Source organism: Reyranella soli (assembly GCF_007992495.1).
Taxonomy (GTDB): Bacteria; Pseudomonadota; Alphaproteobacteria; order Reyranellales; family Reyranellaceae; genus Reyranella; species Reyranella soli.
Map to the genome: position 1 here is coordinate 62,581 of NZ_BKAJ01000076.1, position 16,499 is coordinate 79,079.

18 protein-coding genes are annotated in these 16,499 nt (G+C 66.2%); 16 read left to right on the plus strand and 2 right to left on the minus strand.

The window, feature by feature from the left end; all coding sequences use genetic code 11:
* Window positions 1-28 precede the first annotated feature (28 nt).
* The 12 genes from RSO01_RS22115 to RSO01_RS22170 all read left to right on the plus strand — a co-directional run bounded on the left by RSO01_RS22115 (window position 29) and on the right by RSO01_RS22170 (window position 9,130).
* Complete coding sequence (locus RSO01_RS22115) at window positions 29-304, plus strand: metal-sensitive transcriptional regulator (RefSeq protein WP_147151629.1); 276 nt, start codon at window positions 29-31, stop codon at window positions 302-304.
* Window positions 305-560: 256 nt separating this feature from the next.
* Complete coding sequence (locus RSO01_RS22120) at window positions 561-794, plus strand: sulfurtransferase TusA family protein (protein ID WP_147151630.1); 234 nt, start codon at window positions 561-563, stop codon at window positions 792-794.
* A 27-nt stretch (window positions 795-821) separates the two neighbouring features.
* Complete coding sequence (locus RSO01_RS22125) at window positions 822-1,184, plus strand: DsrE family protein (protein WP_147151631.1); 363 nt, start codon at window positions 822-824, stop codon at window positions 1,182-1,184.
* Window positions 1,185-1,200: 16 nt separating this feature from the next.
* Complete coding sequence (locus RSO01_RS22130; protein ID WP_147151632.1) at window positions 1,201-2,076, plus strand: phosphate/phosphite/phosphonate ABC transporter substrate-binding protein; 876 nt, start codon at window positions 1,201-1,203, stop codon at window positions 2,074-2,076.
* A gap of 4 nt (window positions 2,077-2,080) precedes the next feature.
* A complete protein-coding gene (gene phnE, locus RSO01_RS22135; protein ID WP_174825946.1) occupies window positions 2,081-2,902 on the plus strand; it encodes a phosphonate ABC transporter, permease protein PhnE in 822 nt (273 codons plus the stop codon).
* Window positions 2,899-3,639: a phosphonate ABC transporter ATP-binding protein gene (phnC, locus tag RSO01_RS22140; protein ID WP_147151634.1), complete on the plus strand. Its 741-nt coding sequence runs from the start codon at window positions 2,899-2,901 to the stop codon at window positions 3,637-3,639. Before phnE ends, phnC begins: the two co-directional genes overlap by 4 nt.
* Before the next feature lie 9 nt (window positions 3,640-3,648).
* Complete coding sequence (locus tag RSO01_RS22145) at window positions 3,649-5,169, plus strand: 5-methyltetrahydropteroyltriglutamate--homocysteine methyltransferase (RefSeq protein WP_147151635.1); 1,521 nt, start codon at window positions 3,649-3,651, stop codon at window positions 5,167-5,169.
* Window positions 5,170-5,232: 63 nt separating this feature from the next.
* Entirely contained in the window at window positions 5,233-5,571 is a 339-nt protein-coding gene (locus RSO01_RS22150) for a hypothetical protein (protein ID WP_170303263.1), read from the plus strand.
* A 43-nt stretch (window positions 5,572-5,614) separates the two neighbouring features.
* Entirely contained in the window at window positions 5,615-6,100 is a 486-nt protein-coding gene (locus RSO01_RS22155; protein ID WP_147151637.1) for a cupredoxin domain-containing protein, read from the plus strand.
* An 11-nt stretch (window positions 6,101-6,111) separates the two neighbouring features.
* The gene (locus RSO01_RS22160; protein ID WP_147151638.1) at window positions 6,112-7,785 is read left to right on the plus strand and encodes a copper resistance system multicopper oxidase; all 1,674 of its coding nucleotides are present in this window, start codon (window positions 6,112-6,114) and stop codon (window positions 7,783-7,785) included.
* Window positions 7,786-7,870: 85 nt separating this feature from the next.
* On the plus strand, window positions 7,871-8,578 hold the full coding sequence (locus RSO01_RS22165) for a copper resistance protein B (protein ID WP_170303264.1): 708 nt from the start codon (window positions 7,871-7,873) through the stop codon (window positions 8,576-8,578).
* 12 nt (window positions 8,579-8,590) lie between these two features.
* A complete protein-coding gene (locus RSO01_RS22170) occupies window positions 8,591-9,130 on the plus strand; it encodes a hypothetical protein (RefSeq protein ID WP_218037425.1) in 540 nt (179 codons plus the stop codon).
* Between the two features lie 26 nt (window positions 9,131-9,156).
* On the opposite strand, the gene RSO01_RS22175 is transcribed toward RSO01_RS22170, so the two are convergent.
* Window positions 9,157-10,134 carry a Bug family tripartite tricarboxylate transporter substrate binding protein gene (locus tag RSO01_RS22175; RefSeq protein ID WP_147151640.1) on the minus strand — a complete coding sequence of 326 codons (978 nt, stop codon included), beginning with the start codon at window positions 10,132-10,134 and terminating at the stop codon, window positions 9,157-9,159.
* A 65-nt stretch (window positions 10,135-10,199) separates the two neighbouring features.
* Here RSO01_RS22175 and RSO01_RS22180 point away from each other — a divergent pair, with 65 nt between their 5' ends.
* Window positions 10,200-11,399 carry a CaiB/BaiF CoA transferase family protein gene (locus RSO01_RS22180; protein WP_147151641.1) on the plus strand — a complete coding sequence of 400 codons (1,200 nt, stop codon included), beginning with the start codon at window positions 10,200-10,202 and terminating at the stop codon, window positions 11,397-11,399.
* A 200-nt stretch (window positions 11,400-11,599) separates the two neighbouring features.
* On the opposite strand, the gene RSO01_RS22185 is transcribed toward RSO01_RS22180, so the two are convergent.
* Window positions 11,600-12,313, minus strand: coding sequence for an alpha/beta fold hydrolase (locus RSO01_RS22185; protein ID WP_218037426.1), 714 nt, complete (start codon window positions 12,311-12,313; stop codon window positions 11,600-11,602).
* 161 nt (window positions 12,314-12,474) lie between these two features.
* On the opposite strand from RSO01_RS22185, the gene RSO01_RS22190 reads away from it, so the two are divergent.
* The 3 genes from RSO01_RS22190 (at window position 12,475) to RSO01_RS22200 (ending at window position 16,488) form a co-directional block, all read left to right on the plus strand.
* Entirely contained in the window at window positions 12,475-14,457 is a 1,983-nt protein-coding gene (locus RSO01_RS22190) for an MHYT domain-containing protein (RefSeq protein ID WP_147151643.1), read from the plus strand.
* A 17-nt stretch (window positions 14,458-14,474) separates the two neighbouring features.
* Window positions 14,475-15,269 (plus strand): PAS domain-containing hybrid sensor histidine kinase/response regulator, encoded by a 795-nt coding sequence (locus RSO01_RS22195; RefSeq protein ID WP_147151644.1) that lies wholly within the window; start codon window positions 14,475-14,477, stop codon window positions 15,267-15,269.
* A gap of 61 nt (window positions 15,270-15,330) precedes the next feature.
* The gene (locus tag RSO01_RS22200) at window positions 15,331-16,488 is read left to right on the plus strand and encodes an OpgC family protein (protein WP_147151645.1); all 1,158 of its coding nucleotides are present in this window, start codon (window positions 15,331-15,333) and stop codon (window positions 16,486-16,488) included.
* Window positions 16,489-16,499 lie beyond the last annotated feature (11 nt).

A 16,499-nucleotide genomic window follows, 5' to 3' on the forward strand; every position in this document is an offset into this window, starting at 1 on the left:
GTATACCCTACGGGGGTATAGTTCAAGGATGGATGACAAGGTCAAGAAATCCCAGCTAGCCCGGCTCGGCCGCATCGAGGGCCAGGTGCGTGGCGTCGCCCGCATGATCGAGGAGGACCGCTACTGCATCGACGTGCTGACCCAGATCCGCGCCGTGCGCGCCGCTCTGGACCGCGTCGAACAGGAGACGCTGAGCGATCACCTGCAGCACTGCGTGGCGCACGCCTTCCATGCCGGCGACGAGCGCGATCGCCAGACCAAGATCGACGAATTGCTCGAAGTGCTGGACAACCGCCGGCGCTGACGCGCGTTTGCGGAACGACGTTCTGACCGCATATTGACCGGCTCCTGCGCGACTCCTAGTGTCCGGCGCAGAGCGACACTGTCAGGACGCCGTGCTCCGGGAGAGCCCATCCGCCTTTTGATGTGGCGGGGCGTTGGTCCGACTTAAAGCCTGCTCTTTTCCATCGATGTCATCGACGTTGGCCGTCGCCTGAAGCGCGCGCGGCCGCGGAGCGGCGCATTGCGTTTGTGGGTCAACCTGAAGCTGGCGATTTCACATGAGCAAGCCCCTTCATGCCGATGCGGAATGGGATGCCGGCGATCTTGGCTGCGGCGAGCTCGTGCTCGACCTGCGCAAGCGCCTGCGGGCGATGCCCGGCGGTGTGCTCAAGGTCGTCGCCCGCGATATCGGGGCATCCGAGGACCTGCCGGCCTGGTGCCGGCTGACCGGCAACGAGCTGCTCGCCCACGACCCCGACACCACGAGCTTCTGGATTCGATCGCGTTCATGACAACCCTTTGAAACGGAGAGAAAGAGCATGCCCGGGAAATTCGTCGTCAGCTTGACCAATGCCAAGAACGACACCGACAAGGCCACGGTCGCCTTCGTCGTCGCCAACGCGGCCGTCGCCTCCGACAAGAAGACCCTGGTCTTCCTGTCGATCGAAGGGACGCGGCTTTCGCAGAAGGGTTACGCCGACGACATCCATGAGGAAGGCTTCGCGCCGCTCAAAGACCTGATGAAGAGCTTCGTCGAAGCCGGTGGCGAGATCTATGTCTGCTCGCCCTGCTTCAAGAAACGCAAGCTCGACGAGAACAACCTGGTCGCCGGCGCCGTTGTCGTCGGTGGCGCAAAGCTCGTGGAATTCATGGGCGAGGCCAGCCCGAGTGTGAGCTACTGATCGCAGGAACCGCACCATGAGCAGCAATCGCAGGAGTTTCATCGCGGGATCGGCCGGTCTCGCCGCCGCCTCGATCGTCGGCCCCGCGGTGGCCCAGACGAAGAAGAAGCTTCATTTCGGAGTCGGCCCCCTGTTGCCGAATCCGGACGACACCAAGAAGGCCTACATGCCGCTGTTTGCCCATCTGGCCAAGGAGCTCGGCGTCGATTTCGATCTCGTCGCCACGACCGACTGGGCAGGCATGGCGGTGGCGATGGGCTCGGGCCAGCTCGACGTCGCCTGGATGGGCCCGTGGGGCTATGTCATCGCCAACGCGGCGACCAACTGCCAGGCGGTGGCGACGGTGAAGTACGACGACAAGCCGATCTATTACGGGATCATCATCGCCCGGCCCGATCTGCAGGTTGCGAAATTCCCCGACGACACCAAGGGCAAGTCGATGTCGTTCGCCGATGTCGGCTCGACGTCGGGCTGGCTGATACCGACCTTCTACGCCATGGAGGTCTGGAAGATCGATCCCAAGACCTACTGGAAATACAGCGAGGGGGCGACCCACGCCGCCAACGAGATCGCCGTGAGCTCGGGCCAGGTCGACATGGCGACCGACTTCGACCGCAACCGCAACGCCATGATCGCCAGCGGCAAGGTGAAGGAGGATTCCAACAAGATCATCTGGACCTCCGCGCCACTGCCGAACGACGCCATCACCGTTCCGGCCGCCGCCAAGGAGCTCGGCGCCCAGGTCCAGAAAATCCTGACCGCCATCACCGTCGAGCAGGCGAAGACGCTGCTGCCGCCACGCTATACCGGCTTCGTGCCCGCAACCCACGGCTCCTACGAGACGATCGAGAAGGCCGGCATCGCCGTCGGCAAGATCAAGGCCAAGGCATGAAGTGATGGCGAGCCGGGCGGAACAGGCGCTCGCCGACCTGGAAGCGACGCGTCGCGGCTTCACCGCCGAACGCGTCCGCTTCTGGATCATCTGCGCGGTCGTTCTCGCCTTCTATATGGTGTCGTGGGATCTCGCGGGCGTCGACTTGCACAAGCTCGCGACGGGCCTGCCGAAGCTCGGCCATTGGCTCGCCAGCGCCTGGCCGCCGAAGCTCGACGAGGTGCCGCTGTTCGCCTTGCGCATTGCCGAGACGGTGGCGATGGCGGCCATCGGCACCACGCTGGCGACCTTGCTGGCGATTCCCATGGCGATCGTGGCCAGCCGCAACATCACGCCGTTGCCCGGCCTGTACTATCCGGCGCGCTGGTTCCTGAACGCCTTGCGCGGCATCGACTCCTTCGTCTTCGCCCTCCTGTTCGTCGCCGCCGTCGGGCTCGGGCCCTTCGCCGGCGTGCTGGGCATCGCGCTCCATACCTGGGGAAGTGCCGCGAAGCTCTTCGCCGACCATGTCGAGAACGCCAATCTCGGCCCGTTCGAGGCGGTGAGAGCGACCGGCGCCGGCCGATTCACCGCCATCGCCTACGCGCTGGTGCCGGACATCCTGCCCGTCATGCTGTCGACCACGCTGTTCTGGTTGGAGTTCAACATCCGCGCGTCGACCGTGCTCGGGGTGGTCGGCGCCGGCGGCATTGGCCAGGAGCTCAAGAACAGCATGGACCTGCTCGATTTCCCGCGGCTGTTCACGATCATCGCCATGATCCTGATCGTCGTGACGCTGCTCGACCAGCTGTCGAGCTGGCTGCGCAAGCGGCTGATCCGGCCATGATCGACGCCGTCGGTTTGACCAAGGCCTTCAATGGCCGCGCCGCCATCGAGGAGGTGAGCTTCGCCGTGCGCGAAGGCGAGTTCGTGGCCGTCCTCGGACCGAGCGGCGCCGGCAAGACCACGCTGTTCCGTTGCATGACCGGCCTGGCCGTGCCCGATCGCGGCACGGTGCGCATTGGCGACGACGACATCGCGGCGCTGCGCGGCCGCGCGCGCCGGCGGGTCGCCGTCGTCTTCCAGCAGTTCAATCTCGTGAGCCGGCTGTCGGCCTTCGAGAACGTGCTGGCGGGACGACTGGGCCACGTTCAGGCATGGCGCGGCTGGCTGCGCCGCTTCGAGCGGGCCGACCGATTGCTCGCGCTGGAATGCCTCGACCGGGTCGGCCTGCTGGCGCAGGCGATGCAGCGCGCCGACACGCTGTCCGGCGGCCAGCAGCAGCGTGTCGCCATCGCACGGGCGATGGCGCAGCGGCCGAGCCTGATCGTCGCCGACGAGCCGGTCGCAAGTCTCGATCCGGCCGCCGGCGCCGGCGTCCTGGAGCTCCTGCAGGGGATTGCCCGTGCCGACGGGGTCGGCGTCGTCTGCAGCCTGCATCAGGTGCAGCTCGCGCGCGCCTACGCCGATCGCATCGTTGGCCTATCGCATGGCCGGATCGTGATCGATGCGCCGGTCCAGCGCTTCGACCAGCCGGCCTTCGAGCGCCTCTATGGCGCGACGGCCTCTCTCTCGACGCATTGAAGGCGACCCATGAAACCCACCGACCGACATTCAATGCCGCCCGACGTCAGCTTCGACGGCGGCGATCTCGATTGCGGCAACGGCCTGCTGCTGCTGATCCGCAAGCACATCGATCCGATGGCGCGCGGGCAGTTGCTGGAGATCCGCTCGACCGAGATCTCGGTCGACGAGGACCTGCCGGCTTGGTGTCGCCTGACCTCGAACGAGCTCGTGTCGTTCACCAAGGTCGGAAAGCAGCGCAGCTTCCTGGTGTGCAAGGGCAAGCTGGAGGAGCGCGGACGCACCGTTGAGGCGGCGGCGCGGCCGGTCCCATCGCCGGCCGCTTCGGCGAGCCAGGCCGAAGCTGCTCCGGCCACCCTGCTGCCGCCGGTCGCCACGCCGTCGTTGCCGCCGTTGGCGGTGATGGGCATCGGCAGCTGGCCCAGGCCGCGCTGGATGATCGACAGCATGCATGCCTATGTCGAAGGCCGGCTCGACGAGGCGGCGTTCCACGAGACCGCCAACGACGCCGTGCGGCTTGCCGTCGCCGCCCAGGATCGCGCCGGCGTCACGGTGATGACCGATGGCGAGCAGCGGCGCGACAGCTATGCGAGCTTCGTGGCCACGCGGCTTGACAACTGCCAGCTCATCCCGCTCACCGATCTGCTGCCCCTGGTCGACCATCCGGAGGAGTTCGAGCGGGAATTGCGGGCCCTCGACGTCCCCGCCGCCGATGTCCGCCATCCGGCGGTGTTCGGCCGCATCGGCCGGAGTCGGCCGCTGGTCGTCCATGAATTCGACTTCCTGCGCTCGCTGACCGCAAAGCCGATCAAGGTCGCCCTGCCGGGTCCCTATCTGCTGACCAGGACCATGTGGATGGAGTGCCTGTCCGAGCGGGCCTACGACACGCGCGAGCAGCTGGCCGAGGACATCGTGGCGGCGCTGCGCGCGGAGCTGGCGGCGCTGATCGCGGCCGGCGTCACCTTGGTCCAGTTCGACGAGCCGGTGCTGTCAGAGGTCGTGTTCAGCGGCCCGAAGAGCCGGCCGAGCTTCATGTGCGGCGCGCTGTCGGAATCGCGCGGTCCGGAGCATGAGCTGGGCTTCGCCCGCGACCTCGTGAATGCGGTCACGGACGGCATGCCGCGCGAGCGCATCGCGCTCCATGTCTGTCGCGGCAACTGGACGCCGGACGAATCGGTCGCGCTCAGCGGCAGCTACCAGCCGCTGTTGGCGACTCTGCAGGCGATGAAGGTCGGGGCCTACCTGCTCGAGATGTGCACGCCGCGCGCCGGCGAGATGGAAATCCTGCGGGCACTTCCCGCCGACGCGCGCATCGGCGTCGGGGTCGTCAACCAGAAGCATGCCGAGCCCGAGCAGCTTGACGAGGTCGCAGCGATGATCGGGCATGCGATCGGCCTGTTCGGGGCCGAGCGCGTCCTGCTGCATCCAGATTGTGGCTTCGCGACCTTCGCCGACAACCCGATCTGCAATGCGTCGGGGGCGGAGGCGAAGCTCACAGTCATCGCGCAGGCCCTCGAACGCGTCCGCTGACGGGGTGTCGGCGCACCGTCGACACTTGCCAGCCTATACCCTACGGGGGTAATGTGTCGGTCGATGGTCCGCTTGCGCTCCTTGCTCTGGCTGGTCGCCTTGGTCGGCTTCATCGTCCCTTCGCTGGGGACGGTGTCGGTCGCCAAGGCGTCGTCGTCCGCTGAGCACGCTGCGGTGGCCGATTGTTTGGAGCATGCGCCGCCGCCCGCACCCTGCCCGGACAAGGACTCGGCCAAGCATGCCGCCGGTACCTGCTGCCCGCTGATGACGGCCGTGCCGGCGCTGTTGCTGCCGGCGGCGGTCGTCGAGATGTCTTTTGCGTCTGCGGCACTTGCCGCGCCATCGGTCCCTAGTCTCGCGGGCCGCATTTTCACGAAGGATCCGCCGCCTCCCCGAGTCTGAACCGATCTCATCGGTTCATCCTTTCAGACACGGGAGTTGCATCATGTTGTTCCGACGTTCGTTCGTCGGCGTCCTGGCGTTGGCTGCGGCCACGCCGGCGTCGGCGCACAGCCCGACGCCGCCGAGCGGCGGCCGGCCGGGCGATCCTGCCAAGGTCACGCGCGTCATCAATGTCGTGGCGATCGAGAATGCCTTCTCGCTGAAGGCGCTCGATGTGCGCGATGGCGAGACCGTGCGCTTCGTCCTGCACAACGACGGCGTGGACCCGCACGAGCTCACCATCGGCACGGTCGCCGAGCATGCCGAACATCGCAAGCAGATGAAGGAGATGATGGAGCTGCAGAAGAAGGGCGGGCACGCTGGCCATTCCATGGCCGACATGGCGCAGTCCGGCGGTGTCTGGGTCGACCCGGGCAAGACCGCCACCTTCGTCTGGACGTTCAAGCGCACGGCCGATCTCGAGTTCGCCTGCAACATCCCCGGTCACTACGAGGATGGGATGAAGGGTCCCATCCGCTTCGTGAAGTAAGGGAGGCTCCGATGACAACGATCATTCGCGCCCTGCTCGCGGCTGCCTTGCTGGCGCCGCTGTCGGCCTTCGCCGCGACCTACGACCTGGTGATCGATCGGACCGACGTGCCGATCGAGGGCCAGATGCGCCGCGTCTTCTCCATCAACGGCCAGATCGCCGGTCCGACCTTGCGCTGGAAGGAGGGCGAGGACGTCACCGTCAACGTCACCAACCGCCTGAACGAAGACACCTCGATCCACTGGCACGGTGTCCTGCTGCCCTACTACATGGACGGTGTGCCGATGGTGAGCTTTGCCGGCATCAAGCCCGGCGCCACCTTCAGCTACCGCTTCAAGGTCCGCCAGTCGGGCACCTACTGGTACCACAGCCACTCCGGCGGCCAGGAGCAGGAGGGCATGTACGCGCCCATCGTCATCGAGCCGGCAAAAGGCGAGCGTTACAAGGTCGCGCGCGACTACGTAGTGATGTTCTCCGACCATCATCCGATGTCGCCCGGCGCTATCCTGCGCAAGCTCAAGCAGGAGCCCGGCTATTTCAACGATCGCAAGCGCACCTTGCCCGGCCTGCTGCGCGACCTGCAGGCGGCGAAGACGACGGAAGAGCGCCAGGCGATCATTTCCGATCGGCTGGCCTGGGGTGAGATGCGCATGGATCCGACCGATCTCGCCGACGTCACCGGCTATACCTTCCTGGTGAACGGCCGCGGGCCCAACGACAACTGGACCGGGCTCTTCAAGCCCGGCGAGAAGGTGCGGCTGCGCTTCATCAACGGCTCGGCCATGACGGTATTCGATGCCCGCATTCCCGGCCTCAAGCTCAAGGTCGTGCAGGCCGACGGCAACGACGTGGCTCCGGTCGATGTCGATGAGTTCCGCATCGGTGTCGGTGAGACCTACGACGTGATCGTCGAGCCGCGCGAGGATCGCGCCTACACCATCGAGGGCCAGTCGATCGACCGCCGCGGCTTCGCTCGAGCGACGCTGGCGCCGCGCGAGGGCATGGCAGGGCCGCTGCCGGTGCTGCGGCCGCCTGGTGTCTTGGGCATGGCCGACATGGGCCATGGGAGTGGGGGACACGGGAGTGGGGGCCATGGCGGTATGGACCATTCGAAGATGGACCATTCCAAGATGGACCACGCTGCGATGGGCCACACGGCCGCTGCTGCGTCCGACACGTCGGGCTTGGTGCATGTGCCGCCGGTCGACGCGCCGGCCGGCGCCAAGGTGCTGAGCTACACTGACCTCAAGCGGCTCGACCGCGGCTATGCGCTCAATCCGCCGGACCGCACGATCGACATCCGGCTGACAGGCAACATGGAGAAGTTCATCTGGTCGTTCGACGACCGCAAATACTCCGAGCAGCCGGTGATCGACTTCACCCAGGGCGAGACGGTGCGGCTGGTCTTCAAGAACGAGACGATGATGAACCATCCGATCCATCTGCATGGCCTCTGGATGGATCTGGAGAACGGCGCGGGCGATGCCCGGCCGCGCAAGCACGTGGTGATCGTGCCGCCCGGCCGCACCGTCAGCGTCACGGTGCAGATGGCCGAGGTCGGCCGCTGGCCGTTCCACTGCCATTTCCTGTTCCACATGATGACCGGCATGTTCCGCGAGTTCGTGGTGCATCCCAAGGGCGCGGCGATGCCGGCAGCGACGGGAGGCGGCCATGCGCATCACTAGCTCGTGGCTCATGCTCTTCCGGACCGCGAGCATCTTGCTCGCTCATGCTCATGAGCGCGCAGGATGCGCGCGATCCGGAAGAGCCATGAGCGCATTGGTGGCGGCTCTTGCCTTCGCCACACCCGCCGTCGCCATGGACGACCAGGCGGCGTACTGGCGCTTCGACGGCCGCGCGGAGAAGCGCATCTCGGGGATTGCGCCTGCCACCGAATGGGCGGCGTCGGGCTGGATCGGCGACGATTCGACCAAGCTCAGAATCTACAACACCGGCATCGTCGGCGATTCGGGCCATATCGACAACGAGGGCGGCACCAAGGGTATCGACAGCCGCTTCTTCTACAGCCGCCTGATCTCCGACTTCTGGGACGCCAAGGCCGGCGTGTCGTTCACCGTGTTCGACGAGGGGGTAACTCGATCGGGCTTTGTCGCCGGCTTGGAAGGGTTGGCGCCCTACGGCATCCATGTCGATGCCGTCTTCGGCGTCAGCCAGACCGGCGTGGTGAGCGCCCGGCTCGACGCGTCCTACGATCTCATGCTGTCGCAGAAGCTGATCGCCCAGCCCTATCTCGAGGCGATGGCGGCGTCGCAGAACGACCCCGCCATCCAGCTCGGCAGCGGCCTGTCGCGCTTCGAGGTCGGGCTCAGGCTGCGCTACGAGATCGCCAAGGAGTTCGCGCCCTATATCGGCGTGAGCTTCGAGCAGTTCACCGGCAATACGGCGGGCTTCGTCGCCGCGGCCGGTCAGCCGACCTCGCTGGTGCGAGCGTTGGTCGGCTTGAAATTCTGGTTCTGAAGGGAGGATGCGATGAAGATAGGAATGGGAGCCCTTGCGATCGCTCTGGTGGGAGTCACGCTGGCGGCGTGGGCGCAGTCCCATCAGCCTTACGCCGGCCTGCAGGCGCGTCCGGTGAAGGCGTTGTCGGACCAGCAGATCGCCGATCTCAAGGCCGGCCGCGGCATGGGCCTCGCTCTGGCGGCCGAGCTGAACGGCTATCCCGGCCCCCTGCATGTGCTGGAGCTGGCGACGCCGCTGGGGCTGAGCGAAGACCAGCGCGCGAAGGTCGCGGCGTTGTTCGACGCCATGAAGCAGGAGGCGGTGGCCCTGGGCGAGCGGCTGATCGCCGCCGAGACGGCGCTCGACCGGCAATTCGCCGGCAAGACCATCACATCGTCAGGCCTGTCCGAGGCGACGCGCGACATCGCCTCGTTGCAGGGCGAGCTGAGGCTGGCCCATCTCAAGTATCACCTGGCGACGCTCGACCTGCTGACTCCGGAACAGGCCGTGCACTATTCGTCGCTGCGCGGCTACGGCGACGGCCAGCACACGCCCGGGCATCATCGCTGAACGGCGGCGCGCGAGCAGTGCCAGTCTTACTGCGGCTCGATCCTGGCGATCTTCACATACTCCGCCCACTTGGCGCGCTCCTCGCGGTCCTGGGCGGCGCACTGCTCCAAGGTGAGCGGCCGCGAATTGAGAGCGAACTCGTCGGTCAGCCGCTTGTGAATCTCGGGCGAGCTGATGGCTTCGTTGATCAGCGCGTTCAGCTTCTCCTGAACGGGTAGCGGCGTGGCCTTCGGCACCGCCACGGCGAGGAAGCCGGTCGACGTGAAATCGGGAAAGCTCTCGCTCAGCGCCGGCAGGTCGGGATAGAGCGGGCTGCGCTGCGGCAGGGTGAGGGCAAGGGCTCGCGCCTTGCCGGCCACGACCTGGCCGCGGCCGGCGGTGAGGTCGACGAAAATGAACTGGATGGCGCCGGCATAGAGGTCGGTCCAGGCATTGCCGATCGCCTTGTAGGCGACGCCCTGCCACTGCACCCCGGCCTTGGTGCCTAGCACTTCCGCAGGGACCTGCGAGCTCGCGTTGAAATAGCCGAAATTCAGCTTGCCGGGATTGGCCTTGGCATATGTGAGAAGGTCGGCGAGCGTCTTATAGGGGCTGTCGGCCGGCACGACGAGGAAGGCGCCGCTCGAACCGATGACGCCCACCACCTGGAAGTCCTTCTCCGGATCGTAGCCCGGACTCTTATACATGTGGATGTTGGCGGCATTGGTCGACGTCGTGGCGAGCATCAGGGTGTAGCCGTCGGGAGGCGCCGTCTTCACCGCCAGCGCGCCGACGATGCCGTTGGCGCCCGGCTTGTTCTCGACCACGAAGGGCTGGCCGGTCTTGTCCTCGATGTACTTGCCGATCAGCCGCGAGGTGATATCGCCCGAACCGCCGGGCGCAAACGGCACGATGATGCGGATGGGCTTGGTCGGATAGTCGGCTTGCGCAATGGCGGGAAAGGCGGCGAAGAGGGGAAGGGCGAAGAGGGCGCGTCGAGACAGCGGCATGCGAAATGAGGACATGCACTGCAGTCTAAAGGAACCACGGCGCGTGGACAGCGCAGCGCCTGCAGCCCTACCCTGCAGCCATGTCACAATCAGGCCGCCCGCCCCTCGAGGGCATCCGCGTCGTCGATTTCTCCCGCGTGATCGCGGGCCCCATGTGCACCCAGATCCTGTCGGACATGGGCGCCGAGGTGATCAAGATCGAGAATCCCGACGGCGGCGACGACACGCGCAAGGGTGCGGGGCCGCGGGCCGGTGGCGAGAGCCACTTCTTCATGACCTACAACAGGGGCAAGAAGAGCGTGGCGCTCGACTTCACCAAGCCCGACGGGCAGGCGGTGGTGACCAAGCTGCTCGAGACCGCCGATGTGCTGGTGCAGAACTTCCGGCCGGGCGTGCTCAACAAGTACGGCTTCGACTACAAGAGCCTCCACGCGAAATTTCCGCGGCTGATCTATCTCTCGATCTCGGCTTACGGCCAGAGCGGACCATTGTCCGACCGCCCGGGCTACGATCCGGTGCTGCAGGCCGAATCAGGGATGATGAGCGTCAACGGCGAGGCCAATGGCGAAGGATTGCGGCACGCCATCGCCATCGTCGACACCATGACGGCGATCCATTCGGTGGCGGCGATCAACGCGGCGCTCTTTGCCCGTACCAGCACGGGCAAGGGCCAGCATATCGATCTGGCGCTCTACGACACGGCGCTGTCCTCGCTCGGCAACATGGGCTCCTACTATCTTATCGGCGGCGAGCAGCCGAAGCGCGCCGGCAACGGCCACTTCGCGTCGGCGCCCAACAGCTCGTTCGAGACCAAGAACGGCAAGATCTACATGGCCGTCGCCAACCAGAAGCTGTTCACCGACACCTGCAAGGCGCTCGGCCATCCCGAATGGGCGACCGATCCGCGCTTCGCCCAGCTCGCCGATCGCGTGGCCAACAAGCCCGAGCTCACGCGCATGATGGAAGAGGTGCTGAAGACCGACACCAAGGAGAACTGGGGCCACAAGCTGCGCCATCTGCCGGCCGGCCCGATCCGCACCATGAAGGAGGCGCTCGACGAGCCCGAGGTCAAGCGCCGCGGCATGCTCAAGACGTACAAGCACAGCAAGGCGGGCGAAGTGCCGATCATGGGCTCGAACTACCGCTTCTCCGACACCCCGGTCGACGACACCCGCCCGCCGCCGGCGCTGGGCGAGCATACGGATGAGGTGTTGGGCAGCATCGCGGGACTGAGTGCCAACGACATCGCCGCGCTGAGAGAGAAGAAGGTCATCGCTTAGCTGGCGGCGCGCCACTCCAGTGGCGCGTCATCGGAGCGCGGACCTTCAGGTCCGCTCTTGTCATCCTGAGCGCAGCGAAGGATCTCATGACGATTGCGAGCGGCGATGAGGTCCTTCGCTGCGCTCAGGACGACAGAGATGAGCGAGCCGGAGGCTCGCGGTCCGGAAGACCATGAGCGCCACGGAGTGGCGCGCCCCAGCTATGACAGCCATTTCCTCAAGATCGCGTTCGTCTCCTCGGGCTTTTCCATCGTCACCAGGTGGCCGCACTGCTCGACGACGATCAGCTCGCTGCCCTTGATGGCGGTGGCCATCTCCTCGGACAGGAAGAGCGGCGTGGCGGCGTCGTCGCGGCCGCACACCACGATGGTCGGGCACTTGATCCTGGGCAGGTCGGGCCGGCGGTCGACGCGGATGGCCGCCAATTCCTCCTGCCGCTTGTAGATTTCCACGCCGATCTCGCCGCACATCGTCATCACCTCGACGACCAGTGCCTTGTCGGGCAGGCGGTAGGCCGGGATGAAGCGCGACATCTGCAGGCCCAGCACCAGCTCGAAATGGCCCTCGTTGGCGAGCCTGATGCGGGCCCGCCGGATCGCCCGCTCGGTCTCGTTCTGGCTGCGCATGCCGGTGTCGAGCAAGGCCAGCCGGTCGACCCGGTCGGCCGCGATCTGCATGATTTCCGCCGCCAGCATGCCCCCCAACGACAGCCCGGCCAGGGAAAACCGCTCGGCCGGCATCTGGGCCAGCACCCAGCGGGCGGCGCTGTCCCAGGTGTCCCAGACCGAGAGGGGCGCCTTGCGCCAGTCCGGGACGACGATATCGGCCTGCTCCGACAGTCCCGCGAGCTGCCCGGCGAACAGCCGGGGCGAGCACAGCAGGCCCGGGATCAGGAGCAGGGGTGTTTTAGCCATTCGTTCCTCCAGGCCAGCCTTTGCCGAGGCACCTTGTTGGAGCTTTATTGCATCTACAATTGCAACTTCACCTTGACCTATTGCTTGCCGTTCGCTGTATTTTGCGCCCCAGGTGTAAGTGCGTAGCGACTGGAGATTGCATCAACGGCGACCAGGACTTGATGACTCTTTCGAACTACTTCGCGCTGAACGTTGATCCATCTCAAGCGCTGCCGGAGACCTACAATTACGGTCTCGTCCTGCTGTCGTACCTGGTCGCGGCGCTCGGCAGCTACGCCTTCCTGCAATTCGCCACCCGCATCGCCGAGCTGCGCGACGCCGGCCTGCGCCACAGCTGGCTGGTCATCGGCGCCATCGCCATGGGCGGCGGCATCTGGGCGATGCACTTCATCGGCATGCTGGCCCACATTCTGCCGATCCCGGTGTCCTACGATCCCGGGATCACGGCGCTTTCGATCCTGCCCGCCATCCTGGGTGCGGGCGTGGCGCTGCACGTCGTCGCCCGGCCGGTCATCACCACGTCCCGCCTGCTGATCGGCGGCACGCTGATGGGCGCCGGCATCGGCGCCATGCACTACAGCGGCATGATGGCGATGCAGCTCAACGCCACCGTGCGCTACGACCCGATCCTGTTCTCGGCTTCCATCGTCGTCGCCGTCCTGCTCGCCATCCTGGCGTTGCAGGTGCGCCAAGTCGTCGGCAAGCTCGATCTGATTCGCCTCCCCGCTGTCAGGGACGGCGTGGGCGCGCTGATCATGGGATTCGCCGTGACCGCCATGCATTACACGGCGATGGCCTCGACCTATTGCTTCGCCGCGCCCGGGCCGCAGCGCACGGCGGTCGATCATTCGGTGTTCGCGGGCGTCACCGCCCTGATCGCCTCGCTGGTCCTGCTGCTCACTATCGTCGCCGTGATGTTCGACCGGCGCGTGGCGCAGGAGGAGAGCAGCCACCAGCGCACCAGCGAGCAGCTGATGCAGGCGCAGAAGATGGAGGCGGTCGGCCAGCTCACCGGCGGCGTGGCGCACGACTTCAACAACATCCTGACCATCGTGCTGGCCAATGCCGACGCTATCCTCGACGACGACAGCGTGCCGCCGCATATCACCAAGCGCGCCCAGCGCATCTCCGACGCCGGCCAGAAGGCATCCGAGCTGACTCGCCAGCTGCTCGCCTTCTCGCGCAAGCAGGTGCTGAAGCCCGAGATCTCTGACCTCAACGACCTCGTGGCGACCACCGGCAAGCTGCTGCGGCGCACGCTCGGCGAGCACATCGAGGTGCAGACCATTGCCGCCTCCAATCTCTGGCCGATCTACGTCGACCGTCCGCAGGTCGAGACCGCGTTGATCAACCTCTGCATCAACGCGCGCGATGCCATGGCGGGCGGCGGCCGCCTTACCGTCGAGACGCGCAATGTCACGCTATCCTGGGACTACGTGGCGCGGCAGGAGGACGAGGTCGCGCCGGGTGAGTACGCCATGCTGTCGGTCAGCGATACCGGGTCGGGCATGCCGCCCGACATCCGCCGGCGAGCCTTCGAGCCGTTCTTCACCACCAAGGAAGTGGGCAAGGGGACCGGCCTCGGCCTCAGCATGGTCTACGGCTTCATCCGGCAGTCGAACGGCCATATCGAGATCACCAGCGAGGTTGGCCGCGGCACCACCGTCCGCATGTATTTCCCGCGCAGCGATCCTGCCGTGGCCGCCGCCCCGGCGCCGCGCAAGCAGGCCATGCCGCGCGGCAGCGAGCGCATCCTGGTGGTCGAGGACGAGAAGGCCGTCCGCGCCATCGTCGGCGAGCAGCTGGGCAGCCTGGGCTACGACGTGAAGCTCGCCCGGGATGCCGACCAGGCGCTCGAGCTCCTGAAGGCCCACCGCTTCGACCTGGTGATAACCGACGTCGTCATGCCGGGGCGCTTGAACGGCCGGGCACTCGCCGAGGAGATCAAGCAGGCGTGGCCCGACACCCGCATCGTCTTCATGTCGGGCTATTCGGAGAACGCATTGCAGCGCGACGGCCGCCTCGAAAGCGGCGTGATGCTTCTGGCCAAGCCGCATGTCAAAGCCGATCTTGCCAAGATCATCCGCGACGCGCTTGGCGGCAACGGCGGCCGCTTCGGTTCGGCCGCCCACGGTCAGGCGTAGTAAAGGGGTAGGACTCGATGAACGCCAACGAGCGCGACCTGGTCCAGCGTTTCGTCGACGACATGACTGACTACGCCGTCGTCATTCTCGATGTGCAGGGCAGGGTGCTCACCTGGAACGCCGGTGCGCGGGTGCTGTTCGGCTACACGTCCGACGACATTGTTGGGCGGCGTTTCACCGTGCTGCACACCAAGGCCGACAACCTGCTGGGCAAGCCCGAGACCGCGCTGGGCGATGCCCTGCAGTGGGGACGGCATGACGCGACGGGTCCGATGCTGCGCAAGGACGGAAGCCGCCTGCAGGCGCGCCTCATCCTGCGGCCGCTTTCCGATTCCTGGCAGCGGCATGTCGGCTTCGGCCTGCTGGCCTACGACACCGAAGGCGGCGCCAAGCCGGCCGCGACCGGCGAGCCCGAGGTGCCGGCGATGGCGCCGAGCCGTGCCACGCGCGCCAAGATCCTGGTGGTCGATGACAACAGCGGCGTCCTCGAGGAGGCGACCGATCAGCTGACCCGCCTCGGCTACGATGTCGTCTCGGCGTCGAGCGGCGCGGAAGCCCTCGCCGTGCTCGAGCGCGGCGAGAAGATCGACCTCCTGTTCACCGACGTCGTCATGCCGGGCGACATCGCCGGCCGCGACCTCGCCGGCAAGGCCACCGAGTTGCGGCCCGGCCTGAAGGTGCTGTTCGCGTCGGGCTATTTCGAGGGTGCGCTTGTCAGCAAGGGTGCACTCGAGACCGACGTGCAGTTCATCGCCAAGCCCTACCGCATGAAGGCCCTGGCACAGAAGGTCGAAGAGGTCCTGGGTTCCTGAGCTGAATACACGCGTGGCCGCCGTGGATTAGGCGGCGCGACTGCGATACCAATGGCGAGCCATGGCCGCGCCCCCTGTCATCGCTTCCGGTCGCGACATCCGCCTCGATCTGTTTCGCGGGCTGGCGCTCTGGTTCATCTTCGTCGACCACGTTCCGACCAACGTCGTGAGCTGGTTCACCATACGCAATTACGGCTTCAGCGACGCCACCGAGGTCTTCGTCTTCATCTCGGGCTACACGGCGGTGATCGCCTATGCGCGCATGATGCAGCGCGAGGGCTGGGTGCGCGCCGCCGCTCGCGTCTATCGCCGCGTCTGGCAGCTCTACGTCGCCCACATCCTGCTGTTCATGGCTTTCACCGCCCAGATCGTCTGGGTGTCGATCGCCCGCGACATGCCCTCGCTGATCGACGAGATGGAGCTGATGGGCCTGGGCGAGAACCCCTACCGGGCAATCCTGGCGGCGGCACTGTTGCAGTTCCGGCCGGTCAACCTCGACGTCCTGCCGCTCTATATCGTCCTGCTGGCCGCCTTTCCTTTCGTCCTTCCGGCGGTCCTGCGCTGGCCGTTCGCGGTGCTTGGTGTCTCGCTCGCCCTCTATGCGGCGACATGCCACTTCGATTGGAATCTGCCGGCCTATCCGGCGGGCAAGGTCTGGTACTTCAATCCGCTCGCCTGGCAGGTCGTCTTCTACGGCGGAACCGCCTGCGCCGTGCTGGGCTCCAAGCTCGCCTGGCTCGACCGGTTCCGCTGGCCACTCTCGGTGCTGGCCGCCCTTTACCTTTTGTTCGCGGCCTTTATCGCCTTGTCCTGGCACTATAATCCGCTGCAGGAGATGACCCCGGCCTGGCTCGCCCGGCAGATCTATCCGATCGACAAGACCAACATCGACATCCTGCGGTTTTTGCACTTCCTGGCCGTGGCCTGGCTGGTCCGGGTGCTGGTGCCGGCCAGTGCCGCCTTCCTGCGCTGGCCGGTCTTCCAGCCACTTCGCAGGTGCGGGGAACAATCGTTGCTTATATTCTGCATCGGTACTTTTCTTGCGTTGTCCGCCCAGATCGTCGTCAGCTACTTCGAGGAGTCGCTCCTGTCGCAGATCGTCGTGAGCGTCGCAGGCATTCTCGTCATGTGCGCAGCCGCCTATGTGGCGACCTGGTTCAAGAGCGGAGGATCGGCCGGTTCAGGGCGGACGCCAACCACAGCGGAGGCCGTGCCGTGAGACTGCGCGGC